Genomic DNA, 20393 nt, shown 5'->3' with positions numbered 1-20393 from the left:
CGCATCATGGCATCCCCGCGCACCGGCACTCTCCTCGATGTCGACGGTCGGACCGTCCACGCGATCGACGCGGGGCACGGCACGCCGGTGGTGGTGCTCCATGGCTGCTGCAGCCTCGCCGAGGAGATGATGGCCGCCCTGGAGCCGGGCGCCCGCGGGCTCCGGCTGATCGCCGTGGACCGGCCGGGCTACGGCTTCAGCGACCCGCTGCCGGAGGGCGGCGCCGGGCCTGCGGCGCAGGCGGACTGGCTGGCGGACGTGATGGACCATCTGGGGCTCGATGACGCGGTGGTGCTCGCCCATTCGCTCGGGTCCGCGACGGCGCTCCAGTTCGGCCTCCGCCACCCGGAAAGGCTGCGCGCGCTCTGCCTGATCGCGCCCTTCTGCCGGCCGACGGACCATCCGGCGATGCCGCTGATGCGCGCCCTGATGACGCCCGTCATCGGCGGGGTGCTGCGCCACGCGGTGCTGCCGCGCCTGGTTCCGCTGATCGGGCCGAGCCGCCTCGCGGTCGCCCTCCACCCGGACCGGGTGCCGGACTACCTGCTGGACTTCCCGTTCGCCCACGCGGCCCAGCCGGTGGCGATCCAGACCATGGCGGCCGAACTGATCGCCTTCAACAACCTGAGCACGGACGCCTGGGCGGAGATCGCCGCCGTGGCGGCGCCGGTGTCTGTGATCGTCGGCGAGAAGGACACCATCGCCGATCCGCTGCACCACGTGGACTGGCTCACCTCGCTGCTCACCGGCGCGGAGGTGACCGTGATGCCGGGCGTCGGCCACACGCCCCACCACGCCGACCCCGGCGCGGTGCTGGACGCGCTGCGGCGGCTGATCCGCCGCGCGGCCGCCGGGCCGGGCGACGCGAAGCGGCCGTCGAAGGCGGTGCGCGACACGGTGGACGCGTAGGCCCCGGAACGTCCGCCGGCGCAACCGATCCGGCGGAGGACCGTTCCAGTCCGCGAGGGCCGCGCCGTGGAAGCGATGGCCCGCCCGTGCCTCACAAGGAGATCACCATGACGCTCTACTGCGTGGTCCGCCGCGAATTCGTGAACCACACCCTGGTGGACGAGGCCGTTTTCGACGGCTTCGAATCGTCGTCCGAGCAGCAGGCGCGGGCGAACGCCGAGGACGCCAGCCGGGCCTACCAGTTCTTCGGCTACGACGAGGCGAAAGGCTACTGGTGGGGACGCAACACCGGCAGCAACGAGTTCCGCTTCACGGTGGAGCCGGAGGGCTCGATCACCACGTCGAAGACGGCCTGACGATCTCGCCGGCGGTCAGGCCTTCCGGATCCAGACCTTGATGTCGTGGAAGGCCGCGCCGCCGTAGGGCGCCACCTGGTCGGCGCCGACGAGCGTGTTGATGCCGCGCCCGTCCGGGTGCGCGGTGTTCGGCCAGATCCCCTCGGCCACCAGCACGCCCGGCTGGAGCCCGGCGAAGATTTCCGCCGTCGAGCCCACCGTGCCGCGCTCGTTGCCGAGCACGACCGGGTCGCCGTCCGCGATGCCGACGCGGGCGGCGTCGTCCGGGCGGATCTTCACCGTCGGCCGCCCCTCGCGCTTCACCGAGCCGGACGTCTCCACGAAGGTGGAGTTGAGGAAGGACCGGGCCGGCGCCGTCACCAGCCGGAACGGATGGGTCTCGTCGGCCGCCTCTATCACGGGCCAGAAGTCCGGCAGCGCGGGCATGGCCTCCCACGGGCCCATCGGCCCCATGTTCGACGCCTTCACGCGCGTCCAGTCGGGCCGGAAGCGGAACTTGCCGTCCGGGTAGCCAAAGCCGTTCAGGAAGTGGGCGGTCTCGAAGTCCGGCTGGGCGTTGATCCAGCGGTTCGCCTCCAGGGCCTCCAGCGTGCCCCAGCCGGACTTCTGGAGCATCCAGTCCACGTGCTCGCGCGGGGTCATGGCGAAGCCCCGGTGCTCCGCGCCGAGCCGTTTGGCGAGCTCCACATGGACGAAGTGGTTCTCGCGCGCCTCGCCCGGCGCGTCGATCAGCTTCGGCCCGTAGAGGATGTACTGGTGCCCGCCGCCCTTGTAGATGTCGTCGTGCTCCAGGAACATGGTCGCCGGCAGCACCAGGTCGGCCATGCGGGCGGTGTCGGTCATGAACTGCTCGTGGACGCAGACGAAGAGGTCTTCGCGGGCGAAGCCCTTCAGCACCTTGTCCTGCTCCGGACAGACCGACACCGGGTTGGTGTTCTGGATCAGCATGGCGGTCACCGGCGGCCCGCCGGCGAGCGCGTCGTCCTCGCCGAGGAGGATGGCGCCGATGCGCGACTGGTCGAGCTGGCGGGTGCCGTGGTCGAGGGCGTCGAGGCCCTCGATCATCATCTTGTTGAGTCGGTAGATCGCCCCGTTGTTGTGGAAGGCGCCGCCGCCCTCGTACTGCCAGGAGCCCAGCACCGTGGCGATCGACGAGGCCGCGTGCATGGACACGGTGCCGTTGCGCGTGCGGGTGAAGCCGTAGCCGAGGCGGAAGAAGGTCTTCCTGGTGGTGCCGACCAGCCTGGCGAACGCCTCGATGGTCTCCACCGAAAGGCCGGTGATCTCGGCGGCCCAGGCGGGGCTGCGCGACTGGAGATGCGCCTCCAAGTCCTCCGGCGCGTCGGCGTAGCGGGCCATGTAGGCCCGGTCCGCATAGCCGTCGCGGAAGGCCACGTGCATGACCGCGCAGGCGAGCGCCGCGTCGGTGCCGGGGCGGATGACGAGGCCCATATCGGCCTGCCGGATGGTCTCGGTCTCGTAGACGTCGACCGCCACGAGGGTGGCGCCGCGCGTCTTCCGGGCGCGCACCGCGTGGGTCATCACGTTGACCTGGGTGGCGACCGCGTTGGTGCCCCAGATCACCACGCAGTCGGCGAGCGCCATCTCGCGCGGGTCCGGCCCGGCGAGCCGGCCCGTGCCGGCGATCCACCCGGTCCAGGCCGGGTTGGTGCAGATGGTGTCGAACATCCTGGAGTATTTCTTCACGTGCCGCAGGCGGTTGATGCCGTCCCGCTGCACGAGGCCCATGGTGCCGGCGTAGAAGTAGGGCCACACGGCCTCCGCCCCGTGCCGCCGCTCCGCCTCGATGAAGGCCTCCGCCACCCGGTCGAGCGCCTCGTCCCACCCGATGGGCGTGAACTGGCCCGAGCCCTTCGGGCCGGTGCGCAGGAGCGGCTTCGTCAGCCGGTCGGCGTGATGGATGCGTTCGGAATAGCGGGCGACCTTCGCGCAGATGACGCCGGCCGTGTAGTCGTTGTCCACGGACCCGCGGATGCGCCCGATGGTCCGGCCGTCCAGAACCTCCACGTCGAGGGCGCAGGTGGACGGGCAGTCGTGCGGGCAGGCGGAATGGCGGATGGCGGGCAGGACGGGGGCGTTCATCTAAGCTGGCTTCCTTGGCGGGCGGGCGTCCCCGTCGGGTCCGGGCCGGCCAAAATCGGCGCTCGGCCCAGCCCCGTCAAGCATGCCGTCGCAGGTGCGACGGACAGCCTGACAGGACGGGGCCGACCTTCGGTCCCCGAGTTCGCCCGCGGTCACGGCGAACCCTCGCGTCAAGCCGCCTTGTTGCGGCTCACGAAGCGCGCGAGCTCCTGCTTCAGGAGGTCGCTCTGCTCCTGGAGACCGCGGGACAGGCTCATCAGCTGGGTCGAGGCTGCGCCCGTGTGCTCCGCCGAGGTCCCGACCCCCGCGATGGTCTGCGTGACGTCCGACGTGCCGGCGGCCGCCCGCTGGGTGTTGCTGGCGATCTCGCCGGTGGCCGCGCCCTGTTCCTCCACGGCGCTGGCGATGGCGCCCGTGACTTCACGGATGGTCCGCACGGTGTCGACGATCCGGTTGATGCTCTCCACCGTGGTCTGGGTGGCGCTCTGGATTTCGGACACCTTGCGGCCGATCTCTTCGGTGGCCTTGCCGGTCTGGGTCGCCAGCTGCTTCACTTCGGAGGCGACCACCGCGAACCCCTTGCCCGCCTCGCCCGCGCGCGCCGCCTCGATGGTGGCGTTGAGGGCGAGCAGGTTGGTCTGGGCGGCAATGTTGCTGATCAGCTCGACCACCTCGCCGATCTGCTGGGCGGCCGAGGACAGCGAGCGGATGTTGTCGCTGGTGCGACCGGCGTCTTCGGCGGCTGCGGTGGCGATGGTGGCCGAACGGGCAACCTGGTTGGTGATCTCGCGAATGGAGACGCTGAGTTCCTCCGCGCCGGCCGCTACGGTCTGGACGTTGCCGGCTGTCTCCTCGGCGGCGCCAGCCACCGACTGGGCCTGCCGGCTGGTCTCCTCCGCGGTGGCGGACAGGTTGCGGGCCGCGTCCGCGACTTCCGTGGAGGCCTTCACGAAGCCGTCGGCAAGGCGCGTGAGGTTCGCCTCGAACGTTTTCACGGCTGCGGTTTCTTCGACCACACGGCGCGCCTCGGCCTCCCGAGCGGCCGCCTGACCGGCGCGCATACGCTCCTGTTCGACGAGGCTGGCGCGGAACGTCTCCAAGGTGCGGGCGACATCGCCGATCTCGTCGCCGCGCTGCACGAAGGGAATCGTCGCGTCGAGAGCCCCGCCGGCGACCTTGCTCATGACGGTGGCGACCGCGTTCAGCGGCCTGGTGACGCCGACGACCACATAGCCGAGGCCGCAGACGATGACGAGCAGCGAGACGATGGCGGTGGTCCAGATGGCGATGGACGTGGACGCGGCGGTCGCCTGGGCGCTGTCATAGGCCTCGGCGGCGCCCCGATCATTGAGGGCGATCAGTTGCACCAGCACCTCGGAAGCCTTTTCGAAGGTCGACCGCGTGACCGTGCCGAACTGGGTGGAAGCCTCTTCGTTGCGGTTCTTCCGGGACAGATCGAGAATCGCGGCGCTCTGGGTCAGGTAGGTGCCCCAGAGCTTTCCGAACGTGTCATAGATCGCCTGCTCCTCGTCGGAGCTGATCAGCGCTTCGTAGGTCCGGCGAGCGTCCTCGATCGCTTGGGAGACGACGCGAATGTCCGATTCCGCCTTGGCCATGCCGGCGTCGGAGCTGGACATGATGTGCGACGCTTCCGCGATGCGGTAATCGGACGTGGCCGTGTTGATCACGTTCACAATCCGGACGCTCGGCAACCAGTTCGTCGCAATTGCGGCTGTGTTGTCCCGGAGTGCGTTGGAGCCGGCGACGGCTGCGAAACCGAGAGCGGCCACAGCGAGCAGGATGAGCGAGAAACACGCGATGAGGGACGTTCTGACGGTTAGGCGCATGGTATGTCTCCTGGACCAGGAGTCACCATCGTTGCCGTTCACCTGCTAACAATCTGTTAGTTTTAAAGACCAATTCAGTGTTTCTACCAATAGACACGGCGAATCAATAACAACATTTGCGACATCCCGGTCCTGGATCCTTTTCGCTTATGAAGGGTTGCCGTTCGAGGTGGTCCGTGGGGCATCGTCCCCCGACCTCCACGGCTCATCCGGTCGCTCTCCGGGACCTTCGTTGCATGACGTACGTTGCCATCGACCACCCTGTGATGTCGCGACCCGCCGGGCAGGCCTGGGGTGCGGGCTGCCTCGGGTTCGCGTTCGCAGGCTTCTTCGACGGGATCCTGCTGCATCAGATCTTCCAGTGGCACCATCTCCTGTCCGGCGTGTCGGACCCGGCCGATCTGCGCTTCCAGGTGCTGGCCGATGGCCTCTTCCACGCGGCCATGTACGCGATCGGCAGCGTGGGGCTCGCCTTGTTGTGGAGCGTGCGCACCGGCTTCAACCGACCGGGCGCGGGCCTGCACCTGGTCGCCTGGTTCATGGTCGGGTTTGGCGCCTGGCACCTGGTTGACGCGGTGCTGGTCCACTGGGTCCTCGGCCTTCATCGCATCCGGCAGGACAGCGCGACGCCGATCGTGTGGGATCTGGTCTTCTTCGCCCTCGGGCTGGTGTTCACGGTCGCCGGCCTGAAGGCACGGTCGGCCGCCGTGTCGTTCGGCCGACAAACGGCACCGACCCTGGCCATGCTGGTGGTTGCGACCGGGGCAGTGGCCCTGCAGCCGCTCGGCGCGCCTGCCTCCGTGGTGGTGTTCCGCGAAGGCGTCGCGCCCGAGGCGGCGTTGGTGGCCGTGGCGAGGGCCGGCGGCACGGTGATGGCGGCGAACGCGGAGGCGGGCGTCTGGCAGGTGGCGGGCGCAACCGCCTCGACGCTCTACGCCGAGGGCGCCCTCTTCGTCGGCGCCGGCATCGCGCAGGCTGCCTGCTTTGGCGGCTGACCACGGCGGGGCATGGATCGACGCCGAACAAAAAAGCCCGCGGGATCGGTTCCCGCGGGCGTCTGTCGGTCAGGGCGGCATGGCCGCGCGGCTTGGATCAGCCGACGATCTCGGTCTCGGAGAACCAGTAGCGGATCTCCTCGGCGGCGGTCTCCGGGGCGTCCGAGCCGTGCACGGAGTTCTCGCCGATCGACAGGGCGAACTCCTTGCGGATGGTGCCCTCGGCGGCGTTCGCCGGGTTGGTGGCGCCCATCACTTCGCGGTTCTTGGCGATGGCGTTCTCGCCTTCCAGGACCTGCACGATGGTCGGGGCGGAGGACATGAACTCGCACAGCTCGTCGAAGAACGGCCGGCCCTTGTGGACCGCGTAGAAGCCCTCGGCCTGACGGCGGGACATCCAGACGCGCTTGGAGGCGACGACGCGCAGGCCGGCCTCCTCCAGCTTGGCCGTGATGGCGCCAGTCAGGTTGCGGCGGGTCGCGTCGGGCTTGATCATCGAGAAGGTGCGTTCGATCGCCATGGGATCTCCTGAAGGTCGGGCACGGCCCCGGAGGGAGCGGCGCCGGTCGAAACGGTCGGCCGAGGCTTCGGCGTCGCGCGGCTTATAGCTTTCGGGCGGGAGAGCGGCAAGGGAGGCCGCGTGGAGGAATGCGGGAGGGAATGGGGAGTCGGGACGAGCGGCGGCGGGCGGCGGAGCGTACCCTGCGACCGGCGGGCGCCTGAACCGCCTGACCGTCATGGTCCGGTTCATCCGGACGACCCGCGCATGGAACCGGTTCGAGCTGGGTAAATGCGTAGGTGGTCCGCATGCGCGGACCATGACGGCGGTTGGGTTTGGGCGGGTGATGCGCCCTTCCTGCCTTCCCCTCCCCTTCCCTCAGCCCGGCGCGCAGGCCCGGACCAGGTTGCCGAAGCGCTGGAATTCCTCGCCGAGCGGGTTGCTGCGTCGCCACGCCAGCCCCACCGTCCGGCGGGGTTCCACGCCGTCGAACCTCGTGAGGCGGATGTTTTCCGTGTCGAAGGGGACGGTGGCGAGGAAGAGGTCCGGCAGGAGTGTCAGGCCCTGCCCCGCGGCCACCAGCTGGAGGATCGTCGTCAGGCTGGTGACGCCGCTGGAGCGGAGCCGCCGGGCGTCGATCGCGCCGCAGACGGCGAGGGTCTGGTCTCGCAGGCAGTGGCCGTCCTCCAGGAGGAGGAGCGCGTCGGCCGGAATGTCGGCGGCGGTGGAGACGTCGGCGAGGGCGAACGGGCCGCGGCGCGGGGCGGCGAGCACGAACGCGTCGTCGAAGAGCGGCAGTTCGGCGAAAGCCGCGTGATCGAGCGGCACGCTCGCCACGACAAGGTCGAGGTCGCCGGAGGAGAGCTCGTCCACCAGGGTCGCCGTCACGGTCTCGCGGATCTCCAGCTGCAGGTCCGGGAAGTGCTCGGCCGCGCGCGGCAGCAGCTTCGGCAGCAGGTAGGGCGCGATCGATGGAATGACGCCGAGCCGCAACGGGCCAGCAAGCGCCGCGCCGCGCGCCCGGGCGAAGGCCTCCAGGTCGCCGACCTCGGCGAGGATCCGCCGCGCGCGGGCCACCACCTCCTCGCCGACCCGCGTCAGCCGCGCGCCAGAGGGCGTCCGCTCAACGAGCGTCACCGTCAGCGCGGCTTCCAGGTCGCGGATCTGTGTGGACAGGGCGGGCTGGCTGACGGCGCATCGTTCGGCGGCTCTGCCGAAATGCGCTTCGGATGCAAGGGCTTCCAGGTAGCGGAGCTGGCGGAGCGTCACCTTCATAGGAAAAGGTTATCGCATTCCACCGAACTTGCAATTGGACCTTATGGCCGACGGGCATCACAGTGCACCCCGAGCCGACGCTTCAACGCCGGCGCACACGGACATGTTCCAGCCGATCTGGACGAATGGGGAGCAAGAACCATGACCGACAGCCCGATCATGACGACGACGGCCGGCGCGCCGATCGCCGACAACCAGAACTCGCTGAGCGCCGGCCCGCGCGGCCCGCTGCTGCTGCAGGACTGGCAGCTGATCGAGAAGCTCGCCCACCAGAACCGGGAGCGCATCCCGGAGCGCGTCGTCCACGCCAAGGGCTGGGGCGCGTTCGGCACCTTCACGGTGACCCACGACATCTCCAAGTACACCCGCGCCAAGATCTTCTCCGAGGTCGGCAAGCAGACCGACCTGGTCGTGCGCTTCTCCACGGTGGCCGGCGAGCTCGGCGCGGCCGACGCCGAGCGCGACGTGCGCGGCTTTTCGGTGAAGTTCTACACCGAGGAAGGCAACTGGGACGTGGTCGGCAACAACACGCCGGTCTTCTTCGTCCGCGACCCGGTGAAGTTCCCGGACTTCATCCACACCCAGAAGCGCCATCCGCGCACCAACCTGCGCTCGCCGACCGCCATGTGGGACTTCTGGTCCCTGTCGCCGGAGGCGCTGCACCAGATCACCATCCTGTTCTCCGACCGCGGCCTTCCGGTGGGCGTGCGCCACGTGAACGGCTACGGCTCGCACACCTTCTCGTTCATCAACGACGCCGGCGAACGCTTCTGGTTCAAGATCCACTTCAAGACCAAGCAGGGCCACAAGCACTGGACCAACGCGGAGGCCGCCGAGGTGGTGGGCCGGACCCGCGAGTCCACCCAGGAGGATCTGTTCTACTCGATCGAGAACGGCGACTTCCCGAAGTGGGACGTCTTCGTGCAGATCATGCCGGAGCTTGACGCCGACAAGACGCCGTACAACCCGTTCGACCTCACCAAGGTGTGGCCGCATGGCGACTATCCGCTGATCCCGGTCGGCGTGATGGAGCTGAACCGCAATCCGGACAACTACTTCGCCGAGATCGAGCAGGCCGCCTTCTCGCCCTCGAACGTGGTGCCGGGCATCGGCTTCTCGCCGGACAAGATGCTGCAGGCGCGCATCTTCTCCTACGCGGACGCCCACCGCTACCGCATCGGCACCCATTACGAGGCGCTGCCGGTGAACCAGCCCAAGTGCCCCGTCCACCACTACCACAAGGACGGGTCCATGCGGTTCTTCCCGAACAACCCGAACCCGAACGCCTACTACGAGCCGAACAGCTTCTCCGGCCCGCGCCAGGCGCCCGAGTACCGGGAGCCGCCGCTCAGGATCTCCGGCGACGCCGACCGCTACGACCATCGCGCCGGCAACGACGACTACAGCCAGCCGGGCGCCCTCTTCCGTCTCATGACCGAGGACCAGCGCGAGCGCCTGATGGACAACATCGCCGCCGCCATGCAGGGCGTGCCGGCCGAGATCGTGGAGCGTCAGGTCGCCCACTTCGCCAAGTGCGACCCGCGCTATGGCGAGGGCGTCGCGCGCCGCATGGGCGTCGGCATCCCGCCGATGCCGGTCGCGGCCGAGTAGGAGCTGCGTCGCCCGGGACCTTCCTGGCTGACACTACCGGGCGTTCGTAAGGCCGCCGCCGGGCTCCCTCGCCCGGCGGCGGTTTACGTTCGGGGTGTGGACGGAAGATACAAGGACGGCGGGCGGTGCTCGGTCGGGCGTCGCGCGTCACCGCGACAGGGACGCGAGCGCCTCGGTCAGCCGCCGCGCCCACAGGCGGCCGCCTTCCACCGGATGGAGGTGGTGATCCTCGGCGCGGACGTGGCGGAAGCGATCGGCCACCACGCCGGTCGACGGGTCGATCAGGTCCGGCGTCAGGTCCACGAACGGCAGGCCGCGGGCGGCGGCGGCGGACCGGAGCCGCTCGTTGTAGCGGGCGGTGAGCGCGGTCCGCTCGGCGAGGGACGCGGTCACGGAGGCGCGCAGGAGCGCTACCTCGCCGGCGCTCTCCGGCCTGTCGAGGGCGCCGTCCACGATGGTCGGCACGGTGGCGGCGGTCAGGATCACGGTGGGATAGCCGGCCGCCCGAAGCTCGTCCACGAAGGTGATGTAGGCGGCGACCGAGGCGTCCAGCTGCGCCTCTACGCTCTCGCCGTACTTGGCGGCGCGGTGCCAGATCACGAAGCCGCAGTCCACCTCGCCGAGCTGGAAGACCGGCACGACGCCGGGCCGGGCCGGCAGCAGCGCCCGGCGGAAGATGGTCAGCGCCTCGGTCTTGGAGGTGGGATGGCGCAGGCCGACCGCCGTCGCCCCGCCGACGCGGCGGAACCGGCAGCGGACCGGGCCGAACCAGCCGGCCTTGTAGGCGTATTCGATCGGCAGCAGGTGGCTGTCGCCGCAGATGGACAGCATGGGCCGGCGCGGCGCGAGGATGCGGCCGACCGCCCGGCGCACCGCCGCCCCCACCCGCGCCGTCGCGGGGATCTCGAAGCCCTCGCGGTAGCGGGCTTTCCGGCCGGGCGCCCCGGGGTCGGTCGGCTCGTCGGTCACGCCGGCGCTCCGGCGCCGACGATGGCGCGGCACCGCTCGAACCAGTCGGTGAGGGTCGGGTCGCCGGCGAACCAGTCGGCGTCGTTCACCGCGTGCAGCCAGTGCGCCGTGCCGTAGACGACCGCGTCCACGTAGAGCGGCCGGTCGCCGCCGAACCAGGCGGACCGGGCGAGCGTGTGGCGCAGCGGGAAGAACAGCTTGCGGGCCTCCGGGAGGCGGCTCTCGCGGTCGGCATGGGCCGCCTCCAGGCTGCGGCCCAGTTTCGCCTCGCGGGTCTCCCGGAAATAGGGCTGGTCGGCGGGCTGGAGCCGGTCGTGGATGGTCTTTCCGACGATCGGCATGGCGGCCGCGTGGACGATTCCGAACAGGGCGCCTTCCACGAAGCGCGCCGCCGCCCGCCCGGCCGGGCCGGGCGCGAAGATGGGCGGCTCCGGATGGCGGTCCTCCAGGTATTCGGCGATGGCGAAGCTGTCCGAGACGCGGCGATCGCCGTCCTCCAGGACCGGCACCGTCGCGTGACCCCCTCCGGCGATGGCCGCGATCCCGGTGAAGGGCACCGGCACCGTCTCGTAGGCGAGGCCCTTCAGGGCGAGCGCCATCTTCGCGCGCGCGCAATAGGGGCTGAAGCGCAGGTCGTCGGCGCCGCAAAGATCGTAGAGGCGAAGGGGCATGGCTCGGTCCTGTGGTGAAGCGGCCGGACGATAGCCCGCCCGCCGTTCAGTTGTACAGGAAGGTCGTCACCTTGATGTTCTCGAAGATGGTCCGGAACGCCGCCTCCAGCTCGTCCGGGTCGTTGCCCTTGGCGAACAGCCTGTCGGTGGAGGCGCATTCGCGCAGGTTCTCCTCCACGCCCGCGCTCTTGGAGGAATCGGTGTAGATGAAGTTCTTCGACTTCTCCACCGCGTGCTGGGCGTGATCCTTGTAGGTGCTGGAGTTGGAGACGAGATATTCCGTGTAGATGACGGCGATCTGCGCGCCCGTCGCCTTCAGGACGTCGCAATCCGCCGGCCGGAACGGAAAGACGTCCTGCTTGGATTTGCTTGCCGCGCAGTTCTGCGACTGCAGTCCGTCGGTGACCAGGACGATGTATTGCGAGGGGCTCTTCTTGTCCGCGTTGCTCGACGCCGCCGTGGCGATCGAGTCCTCCACGGTCTCCGCGTAGGGGCGGACGATCTGGTCGAACCAGGTGTTCGCGTAGTTGTCGTGGCACTCGTTGTCCGGAACGGGGGCTGCGCCGAGCCCGAGCTCCACGCCGTCGATCTTGCCGGCCAGGGTCGACCAGTCGCGCGTCATGAATTGGACGTGGACATGCGTCGAGCTGAACGCGTCGAGACCCATCCGGACGAAGGTGTTGTCCTTTTCGGCGTCCTTCGCCAGATCCATGACCGTCCGGATCCCGGACTTCGCCACGTCGATCCGCAACTCCACCTTTTCGCTCCGAGCGATCTCCAGGGTCGACAGGTCACCCTGCCTCCGGTGGCAGGCGAACTCGCAGGACGGCTCGATGAAGCTCGTCTTGCCCTTGTCCTTCTCCTTCTTGGTCGCGGTCTTCAATTTCTCCCGATTGGAGAGGTCGGACGCGAGGCCCATGGAGTCGGACGTGTCCAGCAGCACGTGGATGTCCACGTATTTGCGCAGGCCCGATCGGGCCTCGGCGCTGCCGCCCAGCTGGATGGTGTCGATGCTGGCGACGCTGAGGAAGGAGGTCTCGATGTCCGCCGTGTAGGTGACCTCGACGGACCGCACGTTCTTCTCGGTGATGATCGCGACGCTGAGGTCCATGTCGAGGATCCGGTGGCGCACCGCGGCCGGGATGTTCGCCTGGAACACCTGGGCGCCGAGCCTGTCGGCCGCTTTGCCGTCGAGCTCGGCCTCGATCACCGCCAGGGCCGCGGCATCCGCCGCCGACTGGATGACATCGCGCAGACCGGACGCCCGGACGTAGTCGAGGGACGCCCCGACCATCGCCAGGACCGGCACCAGCGCCACGGCGAACACGACCGCCGCCGTACCGGATTTCGCTTCCGCGAAGGTCCGCGCTCTCGGAAACACTGAAAAGATCCACATGTCTGCGGCCTCCAGACGCCAACAAATAGATCATTCAGTCATTGATATTTTCTTATATAGCACACACGTCAGTTTTTTTTCGGTCGCGCTACTCGACGAACACCGTGATCCGGTCCGCGCGGCCGTCCGCGTCCACCACCGACACGGTCAGGAAGCCCACGCCGGACGGCCGGAGGGTGAAGTCTCGGCCGAAGGGCTCCCGGCCGATCGGGACGCCGTCCGCGAACCAGGTGAACGGCGCGCGGCCGTTGCGCACCTGCAGGGCGAGCGGGGCGGGGGTTCCGGCCCGGAAGCCGAGGTCCACGCGCGCGCCGTCCGGCGGAAAGGCGATGCTCGGGCCGGCTCGGCGCGCCGACACCTCCGTGCGCGGCGTCCGCAGCCGCCGGAGCGGCGGCGGCAGGGTGGACGAGGTGGCGGCCAGAAGGCCGTGAGGAGGGGCGGGCAGCGGCGTCACGCCCCCTGCCCGCACGAACACGTCGCCGAGGATCGGCACCGCCACGTCGGCGCCCATCAGCCCCGGCATGGGCGCCCCGTCCGGCCGGCCAACCCAGACGCCCACCACGATGCGGCCGTCGTAGCCCATGGCCCAGGCGTCGCGGTAGCCGTAGCTGGTCCCGGTCTTGAGGGCGATCCGCGCGTCGCCCTTGGCGGCGCCCGGCGTGCCGGCGAGGATGTCGGTCACGTAGGCGGCCGCCCGGGCGTCGAGCACGGGCTTGCGCGGCTCCGCCGATCCGGGCGCGGTCCACCGCTCCACCAGCGGCACCGGCATGCCGCCGTGTGCGAGCGCCACGTAGAGGGCGGTGAGATCGCGGAGCGTCAGCCCGACGCCGCCGAGACCGACCGCCAGGCCGGCGGGCGACAGGTCCGGCAGGCGAGCCTCCACGCCGGCCCGCCGGAAGCGGGAGACGAGCTGCGCCGGCCCGACCGCCTCCAGCGTCTGCACCGCCGGCACGTTCAGCGACAGTTCCAGCGCCCGGCGGACCGTGACCGTGCCGTGGAAGGTCTTGTCGAAGTTCTTCGGGTCGTAGGAGCCGAAGGCGGTCGGCCGGTCCTCCACCAGGGTCTCCGGGTGGGCCATGCCGTGCTCGAAGGCGAGCCCGTAGATGAACGGCTTCAGGGTGGAACCGGGCGAGCGCACGGCGCGCGTCATGTCCACGAAGCCGTCGCGCCTGGCGTCGAGGAGGCCGGCGGTGCCCACGTCGGCGAGGATCTCGCCGGTGGCGATGTCGGCCACCAGGATGGCCACCGAAACGCGGTCGCCGATCGCCCGCGCCCGCTCGGCCGCGAGGCTTTCCAGCCGCGCCTGCAGGTCCCGGTCGAGTGTCAGCCGGATGCGGGCCTCCGCCGGCGTTTCGCGCGCCACCCGCTCGGCGGTCTGGGGCGCCAGCATGGGGAAGTCGCGCCGGACGGTCGGAATCGGCTCCGCCTTGGCGGTGGCGGCCGCCTCTCGGGTGAGAAGGCCGGCCGCCTCGGCCCGGTCGAGCACGCGGTCGCGCGCGGCCCGCGCCGCCTCGGGAAAGCGATCCGGCCGGCGGGCCTCGGGCGCCTGGGGCAGCGCGACCAGCAGGGCAGCCTCCGCGGCGCTCAGGCGTCTGGGCTCGTGGCCGAACCAGGCGAGCGAGGCCGCCCTCACCCCCTCCACGTTGCCGCCGAAGGGGGCGAGCGTCAGGTAGGCCTCCAGGATACGGTCCTTGGACGCGACGCGCTCCAGGGCGAGCGCGCCGACGATCTGGCCGAGCTTGCCCGGCATGGTGCGCGTGTGCCGGCGCTCCGCGAGGCGCACCACCTGCATGGTCAGCGTCGATCCGCCGGAGACGATGCGCCCGCTGGTCGCCATCTGCCACGCGGCCCGCAGAAGCGCCCGTCCGTCGACGCCCCTGTGCTCGCGGAAGCGGCGGTCCTCCAGTTCGGTCAACATGGCGAGGTAGAGCGGGTCGACGTCCGCCGGCGTCGCCGGCAGCCGCCAGAGACCGTTCTCGACGACGAAAGGGCGGAGCAGCCGTTCGTTGCGGTCGACGACGAGCCGGGCGGTCGGCATCGCGAGATCCGCCGGCCGCGCCGCCTCCACGGCCTGGCGCAACGCGACGGGAGCCGCCGTCGCGGTCAGCCCGAGGACGGCCGCGAGCGCGACGAGAAGGCGGGACCGGCGACGCGGGACCATCAGGGCGGGGCTCCGGGTGGAGGCCGCAGTCTAGAGCGCTTTTCGACCCGACGGAAACGTCAGGTCGACAAGACGCCGCTCCGGATGAAGACCTTGGAGCATTGTCTCGTCGGCCAGGTCGTTCCACTGGTCGGAGAATACTCAAGCGGGACCGGTGGGCCCGCTCAGACCACGTTCTTCTCCACCACGCGCCGCCCCTCGGCCACCCGGTCCGGCGACAGCTCGGAGAGGTCCAGGGTCAGCGGCCGGCCGTGGACGATCGCTTCGGCGAGGTAGCGCCCGACGGCGGGCGACTGCTGCAGGCCGTGGCCGGAGAAGCCGTTGGCGAGGAAGAGGTTCGGCCGGGCCGCGGGCGCGCCGAGGAGCACGTTGTGATCGAAGGCGCACATGTCGTAGTAGCCGGCCCAGGCACGCCCCGGCTTGATGCGCTCGAAGGCCGGCACCCGGTGGGCGAGGGTCGGCCAGACGATCTCCTCGAAGAGGTCCCAGTCCACCTCGAAGTCGTCCTCCACCTCCGGGTCGCGGTCCTCCGGCGGCTGGGTGCCGCAGAGGAAGCCGTCGCCCTCGGGACGGACGTAGACGCCGGTCGGGTCTATCAGGAGCGGGCAGGCGGGCACCGGCTCGGCGCACTTGAAGGTGAAGATGATGCGCTTCTTCACCGCGACGGGGATGTCGAGCCCCGCCAGGGCGGCGATCGCGCGGCCCCCTGCACCGGCGGCGTTCACCACCGCCCCGCAGCCGATCGTCTCGCCGTCGGACAGGGTGACGGACGTGACCCGCTCGCCGTCCATGCCGAGGCCGACCACGCTCGCGGCCCGGTATTCGACGCCGAGCGACCGGGCCTTGCGCCGGAACGCCTGCATCAGCCCGTAGCCGTCGAACCAGCCCTCCCCCGACCGGCCGAACGAGCCGACGGCGAGATCCTCCGTGTTCAGCCATGGAAAGCGCCGGGCGAGCGCCGCCGGGTCTTCGAGCGCGATGTCGGCGCCGAGGCGGGTCTGGAGCCCGTGGTTCTCGGCGAGCACCGGCATGCCGGCTTCGGTGGCGACGAACAGGTAGCCGCCCTCGTGCAGCTGCACGTCCGGCCGGTCGCCGTCGACCGCGAGGACGTCGCCGATGCGGCGGAGGAAGTCGATGCCGTAGAGCGAGATCTCCACGTTCACCGCCGTGGAGAACTGCTGCCGGATCGACGCCGCCGACAGCGCCGACGCGCAGCGCTGATAGGACGGATCCTTCTCCACCACGAGGACGCGGCCGGTGAAGGCCGGATCGGCCGCGAGGTGATAGGCGACCGAGGAGCCGGTCACCGCGCCACCGATGATGACGACGTCGTAGGAGGGCATGGGGGACTCGTGGAGGTCAGACGCGGTGTTGGTCGGGTGAAGCGCTGGTGCTTGCGCCGTCAAGGTCGGATCGTGTCGTTGTGATCATCCTGCGCCGTGGTGGTCAATTTGAGCCGTGGTGATCAACTTGCACCGTCATGGTCGGCAAAGGCGGACCACCCACGCATCAGGCGGGCGGAGGAAGAATGCGTGGGTGGTCCGCCTTCGCGGACCATGACGTCCCGGGTCGCGCTCTTCCTCACCCGCCGTTGCTGATGGTCCGCCTTCGCGGACCATGACGGCGTGGGTTGAGCCCTCAACCGCCCTTGCTGATCTCGTCCAGCGTCTTCGCCGGGGTGATCGCCTGGGGGTCGATGAGGCAGTGGACGATGGACGGCTTGCCGCTTTCGAGCGCCCGCTCGAACGCCGGCGCGAACGCGTCGGTCGTCCGCACCGTCTCGCCGTGGCCGCCGAAGGCGCGGGCGTAGGCGGCGAAGTCGGGGTTGGTGAGGGCGGTGGCGGAGGGGCGACCCGGGTAGGTGCGCTCCTGGTGCATCCGGATGGTGCCGAACATGCCGTTGTCGATGACCAGCACCACGATCGGGATGCCGTATTGCACGGCCGTGGCGAACTCCTGGCCGTTCATCAGGAAGCAGCCGTCGCCCGCGAAGCAGACCACCGGGCTCTGCGGGCGCTGGCGCTTGGCCATCACCGCCGCCGGCAGGCCGTAGCCCATGGACCCGGACGTGGGCGCGAGCTGCGAGGCGAAGCTGTTGTAGCGCCAGTAGCGATGGACCCAGATGGCGTAGTTGCCGGCGCCGTTGCAGACGATCGTGTCCTCCGGCAGGCGCTCGCGCAGCCAGCGCATCACGTCGCCATACTGGAAGGCGCCGGGCAGCGGCTTCGGCGTCTCGGTCCAGGCGAGGAAGTCCTCGCGGCCCGCGCGGGTGCGCTCGCCCCAGGGGATGGTGACCGGCGGGTGCACCGTCTCGAGCGCGGCGCAGAAGGCCGCGGCGGACGCGTGGATGCCGAGCGCCGGCTGGTAGACGCGGCCGATCTCCTCCGCGTCGGCATGCACGTGCACCAGCGTCTGTCGGGGCGTCGGAACGTCGAGGAGTGTGTAGGAGGACGACGGCATCTCCGACAGGCGGCCGCCGACGAGCATCAGGACGTCGGCCTCCTTCACCCGCGCGGCGAGCTTCGGGTTCGGCCCGATGCCGACGTCGCCGACGTAGTTCGGATGTCTGGCCGGGAACAGATGGGCGCGGCGGAAGGAGGTGGCGATCGGCAGGTCGAACCGTTCGGCGAAGCGCACCATCTGGCGCACTGCCTTCTCGGTCCAGCGCGAACCGCCGAGGACGACGAGCGGCTTCTCCGCCGCCCAGAGCAGCTTCTGCAGGCGCACCATGTCGGTGAGGCCCGGCCATGTCTCCACCGGCTCCACCTTCTGGGCGTCGGCGACGGCGGCCATGTCGGTGAGCACGTCCTCCGGCAGGGCGATCACCACCGGGCCGGGGCGGCCTTGCGTCGCCAGACGGAACGCGCGGGCGACCAGTTCGGGGATGCGCGCCGGATCGTCGATCTCCACCACCCATTTGGCGATGGAGCCGAACACCGCCCGGTAGTCCAGCTCCTGGAAGGCTTCGCGCTCGCGCATGCCGCGCTCCACCTGCCCGACGAACAGGATGAGCGGCGTGGAATCCTGCGCGGCGATGTGGATGCCGGGGCTGGCGTTGGTGGCGCCCGGTCCGCGCGTCACGAAGCAGACGCCGGGCCGGCCGGTGAGCTTGCCGTAGGCCTCCGCCATCATGGCGGCGCCACCCTCGTTGCGGCAGACGAGCACGTCGATGGAGGCGTCGTGGAGCGCGTCGAGCACCGCGAGATAGCTCTCGCCGGGCACGCAGGTGAGCCTCTCCACGCCTTGGGCGAGAAGCTGATCGACCAGCAGCCGGCCGCCGCTGCGGGGTTGAAGATCCGTCGTCAAGTCTCTGACTCCGCGAGAGGAAGGCTGATGTTGAAGGCCTGGAGGACGGCCGCCGTGTCGGCGCCGAGCCGCGGGCTCGGGCCGTCCGCCACCTGGCGCACGCCGTCGATCACGATGGGGGAGGCGACGCCGGGCACGCGCGACCCGTCCGCCGCCCGGAGGTCCAGCCGCAGGCCGCGGTGGACCACCTGCGGGTCGTCGAACACGTCCGCGATGGTGTTGATCGGACCCGCCGGCACGCCGGCCGCCTCCAGCCGGGCGAGCAGGTCGTCGCGGCCGAAGCCGGCCACGAACGGGGAGAGGAGGGGAACGAGCTCGTCGCGCAGGCGCACGCGGTCGCGGTTCTGCGCGTAGGGTCCGCCGGCCAGATGCTCCGCGCCGATCACCTGGCAGAAGCGGGCGTGCTGACCGTCGTTGCCGACCGCCACGATCACGTGGCCGTCTGCCACGGCGAACACCTGATAGGGCACGATGTTCGGATGTGCGTTGCCGAGCCGGGTCGGCGCGCGGCCGGAGACGAGGTAGTTCATCGCCTGGTTGGCCAGGATGCCGACCGCGCTGTCGAGGAGCGCCATGTCCACATGGCCGCCCTCCCCGGTCGTGTCGCGCCGGCGGAGCGCCGCCAGGATGCCGACCGTCGCGTAGATGCCGGTGAAGATGTCGGCGACCGCGACGCCCACCTTCTGCGGCTCGCCCGCAGGATCGCCGGTGATGTCCATCAGGCCGGCCATGCCCTGGATCATGAAGTCGTAGCCGGCCCGGTTCGCATAGGGCCCGTCGGCCCCGAAGCCGGTGATCGAACAGGTGACGAGGCGCGGGTGGAGCGTGCGCAAGGTCGCCATGTCGAGGCCGTACTTGACGAGGCCGCCGACCTTGAAGTTCTCGATGATGACGTCGCACTCGGCCGCGAGCGCCCGGACGACGCCCTGCCCGTCGGCCGTCTCGAAATCCACCGCGACCGACTTCTTGCCGCGGTTGCACGCATGGAAATAGGCCGCGCCCCACGCCGACCCGTCCGCCGCGGTCACGAACGGCGGCCCCCACCCGCGCGTGTCGTCCCCGACCTCCGGCCGCTCCACCTTGATCACCTCCGCGCCGAGATCGGCCAGAAGCTGCCCGGCCCACGGCCCGGCGAGGATGCGGGCGAGCTCAAGGACGCGAACGCCGGCGAGGGGTTTGGGGGTTGTCATGATGCCAGGGTCTCGGGGGACATGCGTGTGCGGACGAGGTCGAGGAAGGTATCGGCGTCGCGGCCGATTTCGGTGTTCCAGATGCGGACGACGGCGAAGCCTTGGGTCCGCAGAAAGGCATCCCGATCTCCGTCGCGCGCGAGGGCGTCGGGATGACAGTGGGAGTCGCCGTCGATCTCGATGGCGATCCTCGGGTTGAGGCACGCGAAGTCGACGATGTACGGGCCGACCGGCACCTGCCGGCGAAAACGGCCGCCAAACAGATGTCCATGCTCCCGCAGCCAGACCCACGCCTTCACCTCCTGCGGCGTCAGGGAGCGGCGCAGACGGCGTGCCGTACGCACGGAAGCGGTCGCACCCGGTCGTCGTCCCCACCCCTCCTGCATCCGGACCCTCCCCATCTGGTTATTGTCCTCGCCGACCCTGCGAAAGAGCCGCCGCACAATCCTTCCCCTCAGGGGAAGGTGGCGCGAAGCGCCGGAAGGGGTTGTCTTCGGTCGGGCGGAAGTGCCATCCGGACGAAAAACGCGCCCGTCCCCGACCCACAAAGACGACCCCTCCCCCAGCTTCGCCGGACCCTCCCCTGAGGGGAGGGATGATCGGCCACCCCATTCTTCCCCAATAGAAGAGCCGCACAATCCTTCCCCTCAGGGGAAGGTGGCGCGAAGCGCCGGAAGGGGTTGTCTTCGGTCGGGCGGAAGTGCCATCCGGACGGAAAACGCCCGTCCCCGACCCACAAAGACGACCCCTCCCCCGGCTTCGCCGGACCCTCCCTTGAGGGGAGGGATAATCGGCCACCCCATTCTTCCCCAATAGAAGAGCCGCACAATCCTTCCCCTCAGGGGAAGGTGGCGCGAAGCGCCGGAAGGGGTTGTCTTCGGTCGGGGCGGGGATTCTACCCGGACGAAATACGCGCCCGTCCCCGACGCACAAAGACGACTCCTCCCCCGGCTTCGCCGGACCCTCCCCTGAGGGGAGGGATGATCGGCCTCCCCATTCTTCCCCAAAAGAAGAGCCGCACAATCCTTCCCATCAGGGGAAGGTGGCGCGAAGCGCCGGAAGGGGTTGTCTTCGGTCGGGGCGGGGATACTACCCGGACGAAAAA

Annotated in this window: 16 protein-coding genes; 4 read left to right on the top strand and 12 right to left on the bottom strand. The window is 70.1% G+C overall.

Annotated elements, in window-relative coordinates:
* The first annotated feature begins 6 nt into the window (after positions 1 to 6).
* Positions 7 to 909 (top strand): alpha/beta fold hydrolase, encoded by a 903-nt coding sequence (locus HND91_RS16500; RefSeq protein ID WP_181707701.1) that lies wholly within the window; start codon positions 7 to 9, stop codon positions 907 to 909.
* A 107-nt stretch (positions 910 to 1016) separates the two neighbouring features.
* Positions 1017 to 1265 (top strand): hypothetical protein, encoded by a 249-nt coding sequence (locus HND91_RS16495; RefSeq protein WP_181707700.1) that lies wholly within the window; start codon positions 1017 to 1019, stop codon positions 1263 to 1265.
* Positions 1266 to 1280: 15 nt separating this feature from the next.
* Here the strand turns inward: HND91_RS16495 and HND91_RS16490 are convergent, their stop codons facing one another.
* Both HND91_RS16490 and HND91_RS16485 read right to left on the bottom strand, forming a co-directional pair.
* Complete coding sequence (locus tag HND91_RS16490; protein WP_181707699.1) at positions 1281 to 3368, bottom strand: molybdopterin oxidoreductase family protein; 2088 nt, start codon at positions 3366 to 3368, stop codon at positions 1281 to 1283.
* A gap of 170 nt (positions 3369 to 3538) precedes the next feature.
* A complete protein-coding gene (locus HND91_RS16485) occupies positions 3539 to 5215 on the bottom strand; it encodes a methyl-accepting chemotaxis protein (protein ID WP_181707698.1) in 1677 nt (558 codons plus the stop codon).
* Positions 5216 to 5451: 236 nt separating this feature from the next.
* On the opposite strand from HND91_RS16485, the gene HND91_RS16480 reads away from it, so the two are divergent.
* Entirely contained in the window at positions 5452 to 6210 is a 759-nt protein-coding gene (locus HND91_RS16480; protein ID WP_181707697.1) for a DUF2243 domain-containing protein, read from the top strand.
* A gap of 97 nt (positions 6211 to 6307) precedes the next feature.
* Here HND91_RS16480 and ndk read toward each other — a convergent pair whose 3' ends face one another.
* On the bottom strand, positions 6308 to 6730 hold the full coding sequence (gene ndk / locus HND91_RS16475) for a nucleoside-diphosphate kinase (protein ID WP_181707696.1): 423 nt from the start codon (positions 6728 to 6730) through the stop codon (positions 6308 to 6310).
* 357 nt (positions 6731 to 7087) lie between these two features.
* Positions 7088 to 7984 carry a LysR substrate-binding domain-containing protein gene (locus HND91_RS16470; RefSeq protein ID WP_181707695.1) on the bottom strand — a complete coding sequence of 299 codons (897 nt, stop codon included), beginning with the start codon at positions 7982 to 7984 and terminating at the stop codon, positions 7088 to 7090.
* A gap of 141 nt (positions 7985 to 8125) precedes the next feature.
* On the opposite strand from HND91_RS16470, the gene HND91_RS16465 reads away from it, so the two are divergent.
* A complete protein-coding gene (locus HND91_RS16465; RefSeq protein WP_181707694.1) occupies positions 8126 to 9595 on the top strand; it encodes a catalase in 1470 nt (489 codons plus the stop codon).
* A 147-nt stretch (positions 9596 to 9742) separates the two neighbouring features.
* On the opposite strand, the gene HND91_RS16460 is transcribed toward HND91_RS16465, so the two are convergent.
* The 8 genes from HND91_RS16460 to HND91_RS16425 form a co-directional block, all read right to left on the bottom strand.
* Positions 9743 to 10564: an SGNH/GDSL hydrolase family protein gene (locus tag HND91_RS16460; protein WP_343057367.1), complete on the bottom strand. Its 822-nt coding sequence runs from the start codon at positions 10562 to 10564 to the stop codon at positions 9743 to 9745.
* Positions 10561 to 11235 carry a glutathione S-transferase N-terminal domain-containing protein gene (locus tag HND91_RS16455; protein ID WP_181707693.1) on the bottom strand — a complete coding sequence of 225 codons (675 nt, stop codon included), beginning with the start codon at positions 11233 to 11235 and terminating at the stop codon, positions 10561 to 10563. Before HND91_RS16455 ends, HND91_RS16460 begins: the two co-directional genes overlap by 4 nt.
* 46 nt (positions 11236 to 11281) lie before the next feature.
* Positions 11282 to 12631, bottom strand: a complete 1350-nt coding sequence (locus HND91_RS16450; protein ID WP_181707692.1) for a pilus assembly protein TadG-related protein — start codon at positions 12629 to 12631, stop codon at positions 11282 to 11284.
* 88 nt (positions 12632 to 12719) lie between these two features.
* A complete protein-coding gene (gene pbpC, locus HND91_RS16445) occupies positions 12720 to 14792 on the bottom strand; it encodes a penicillin-binding protein 1C (RefSeq protein ID WP_181707691.1) in 2073 nt (690 codons plus the stop codon).
* 164 nt (positions 14793 to 14956) lie between these two features.
* Positions 14957 to 16135 carry an NAD(P)/FAD-dependent oxidoreductase gene (locus HND91_RS16440; protein WP_181707690.1) on the bottom strand — a complete coding sequence of 393 codons (1179 nt, stop codon included), beginning with the start codon at positions 16133 to 16135 and terminating at the stop codon, positions 14957 to 14959.
* 295 nt (positions 16136 to 16430) lie between these two features.
* Complete coding sequence (locus tag HND91_RS16435; RefSeq protein ID WP_181707689.1) at positions 16431 to 18098, bottom strand: thiamine pyrophosphate-binding protein; 1668 nt, start codon at positions 18096 to 18098, stop codon at positions 16431 to 16433.
* Positions 18095 to 19288 (bottom strand): CaiB/BaiF CoA transferase family protein, encoded by a 1194-nt coding sequence (locus HND91_RS16430; RefSeq protein WP_181707688.1) that lies wholly within the window; start codon positions 19286 to 19288, stop codon positions 18095 to 18097. The genes HND91_RS16435 and HND91_RS16430 overlap by 4 nt, the downstream gene beginning before the upstream one ends.
* Positions 19285 to 19632, bottom strand: coding sequence for a DUF559 domain-containing protein (locus tag HND91_RS16425; RefSeq protein WP_181707687.1), 348 nt, complete (start codon positions 19630 to 19632; stop codon positions 19285 to 19287). The genes HND91_RS16430 and HND91_RS16425 overlap by 4 nt, the downstream gene beginning before the upstream one ends.
* Between the last annotated feature and the right edge of the window lie 761 nt (positions 19633 to 20393).

Origin of the sequence: Chthonobacter rhizosphaerae (genome assembly GCF_013839525.1) — a bacterium.
Classification (GTDB): domain Bacteria; phylum Pseudomonadota; class Alphaproteobacteria; order Rhizobiales; family Pleomorphomonadaceae; genus Chthonobacter; species Chthonobacter rhizosphaerae.
Note: the sequence above shows the minus strand (reverse complement) of the source record. Positions and strands in the feature narration are given on the sequence as shown.

Coding starts and splice junctions, on each gene's coding strand:
- HND91_RS16500 (WP_181707701.1), top strand. CDS start 7: ATGGCATCCCCGCGCACCGGCACTCTCCTCGATGTCGACGGTCGGACC.
- HND91_RS16495 (WP_181707700.1), top strand. CDS start 1,017: ATGACGCTCTACTGCGTGGTCCGCCGCGAATTCGTGAACCACACCCTG.
- HND91_RS16490 (WP_181707699.1), bottom strand. CDS start 3,368: ATGAACGCCCCCGTCCTGCCCGCCATCCGCCATTCCGCCTGCCCGCAC.
- HND91_RS16485 (WP_181707698.1), bottom strand. CDS start 5,215: ATGCGCCTAACCGTCAGAACGTCCCTCATCGCGTGTTTCTCGCTCATC.
- HND91_RS16480 (WP_181707697.1), top strand. CDS start 5,452: ATGACGTACGTTGCCATCGACCACCCTGTGATGTCGCGACCCGCCGGG.
- ndk (WP_181707696.1), bottom strand. CDS start 6,730: ATGGCGATCGAACGCACCTTCTCGATGATCAAGCCCGACGCGACCCGC.
- HND91_RS16470 (WP_181707695.1), bottom strand. CDS start 7,984: ATGAAGGTGACGCTCCGCCAGCTCCGCTACCTGGAAGCCCTTGCATCC.
- HND91_RS16465 (WP_181707694.1), top strand. CDS start 8,126: ATGACCGACAGCCCGATCATGACGACGACGGCCGGCGCGCCGATCGCC.
- HND91_RS16455 (WP_181707693.1), bottom strand. CDS start 11,235: ATGCCCCTTCGCCTCTACGATCTTTGCGGCGCCGACGACCTGCGCTTC.
- HND91_RS16450 (WP_181707692.1), bottom strand. CDS start 12,631: ATGTGGATCTTTTCAGTGTTTCCGAGAGCGCGGACCTTCGCGGAAGCG.
- pbpC (WP_181707691.1), bottom strand. CDS start 14,792: ATGGTCCCGCGTCGCCGGTCCCGCCTTCTCGTCGCGCTCGCGGCCGTC.
- HND91_RS16440 (WP_181707690.1), bottom strand. CDS start 16,135: ATGCCCTCCTACGACGTCGTCATCATCGGTGGCGCGGTGACCGGCTCC.
- HND91_RS16430 (WP_181707688.1), bottom strand. CDS start 19,288: ATGACAACCCCCAAACCCCTCGCCGGCGTTCGCGTCCTTGAGCTCGCC.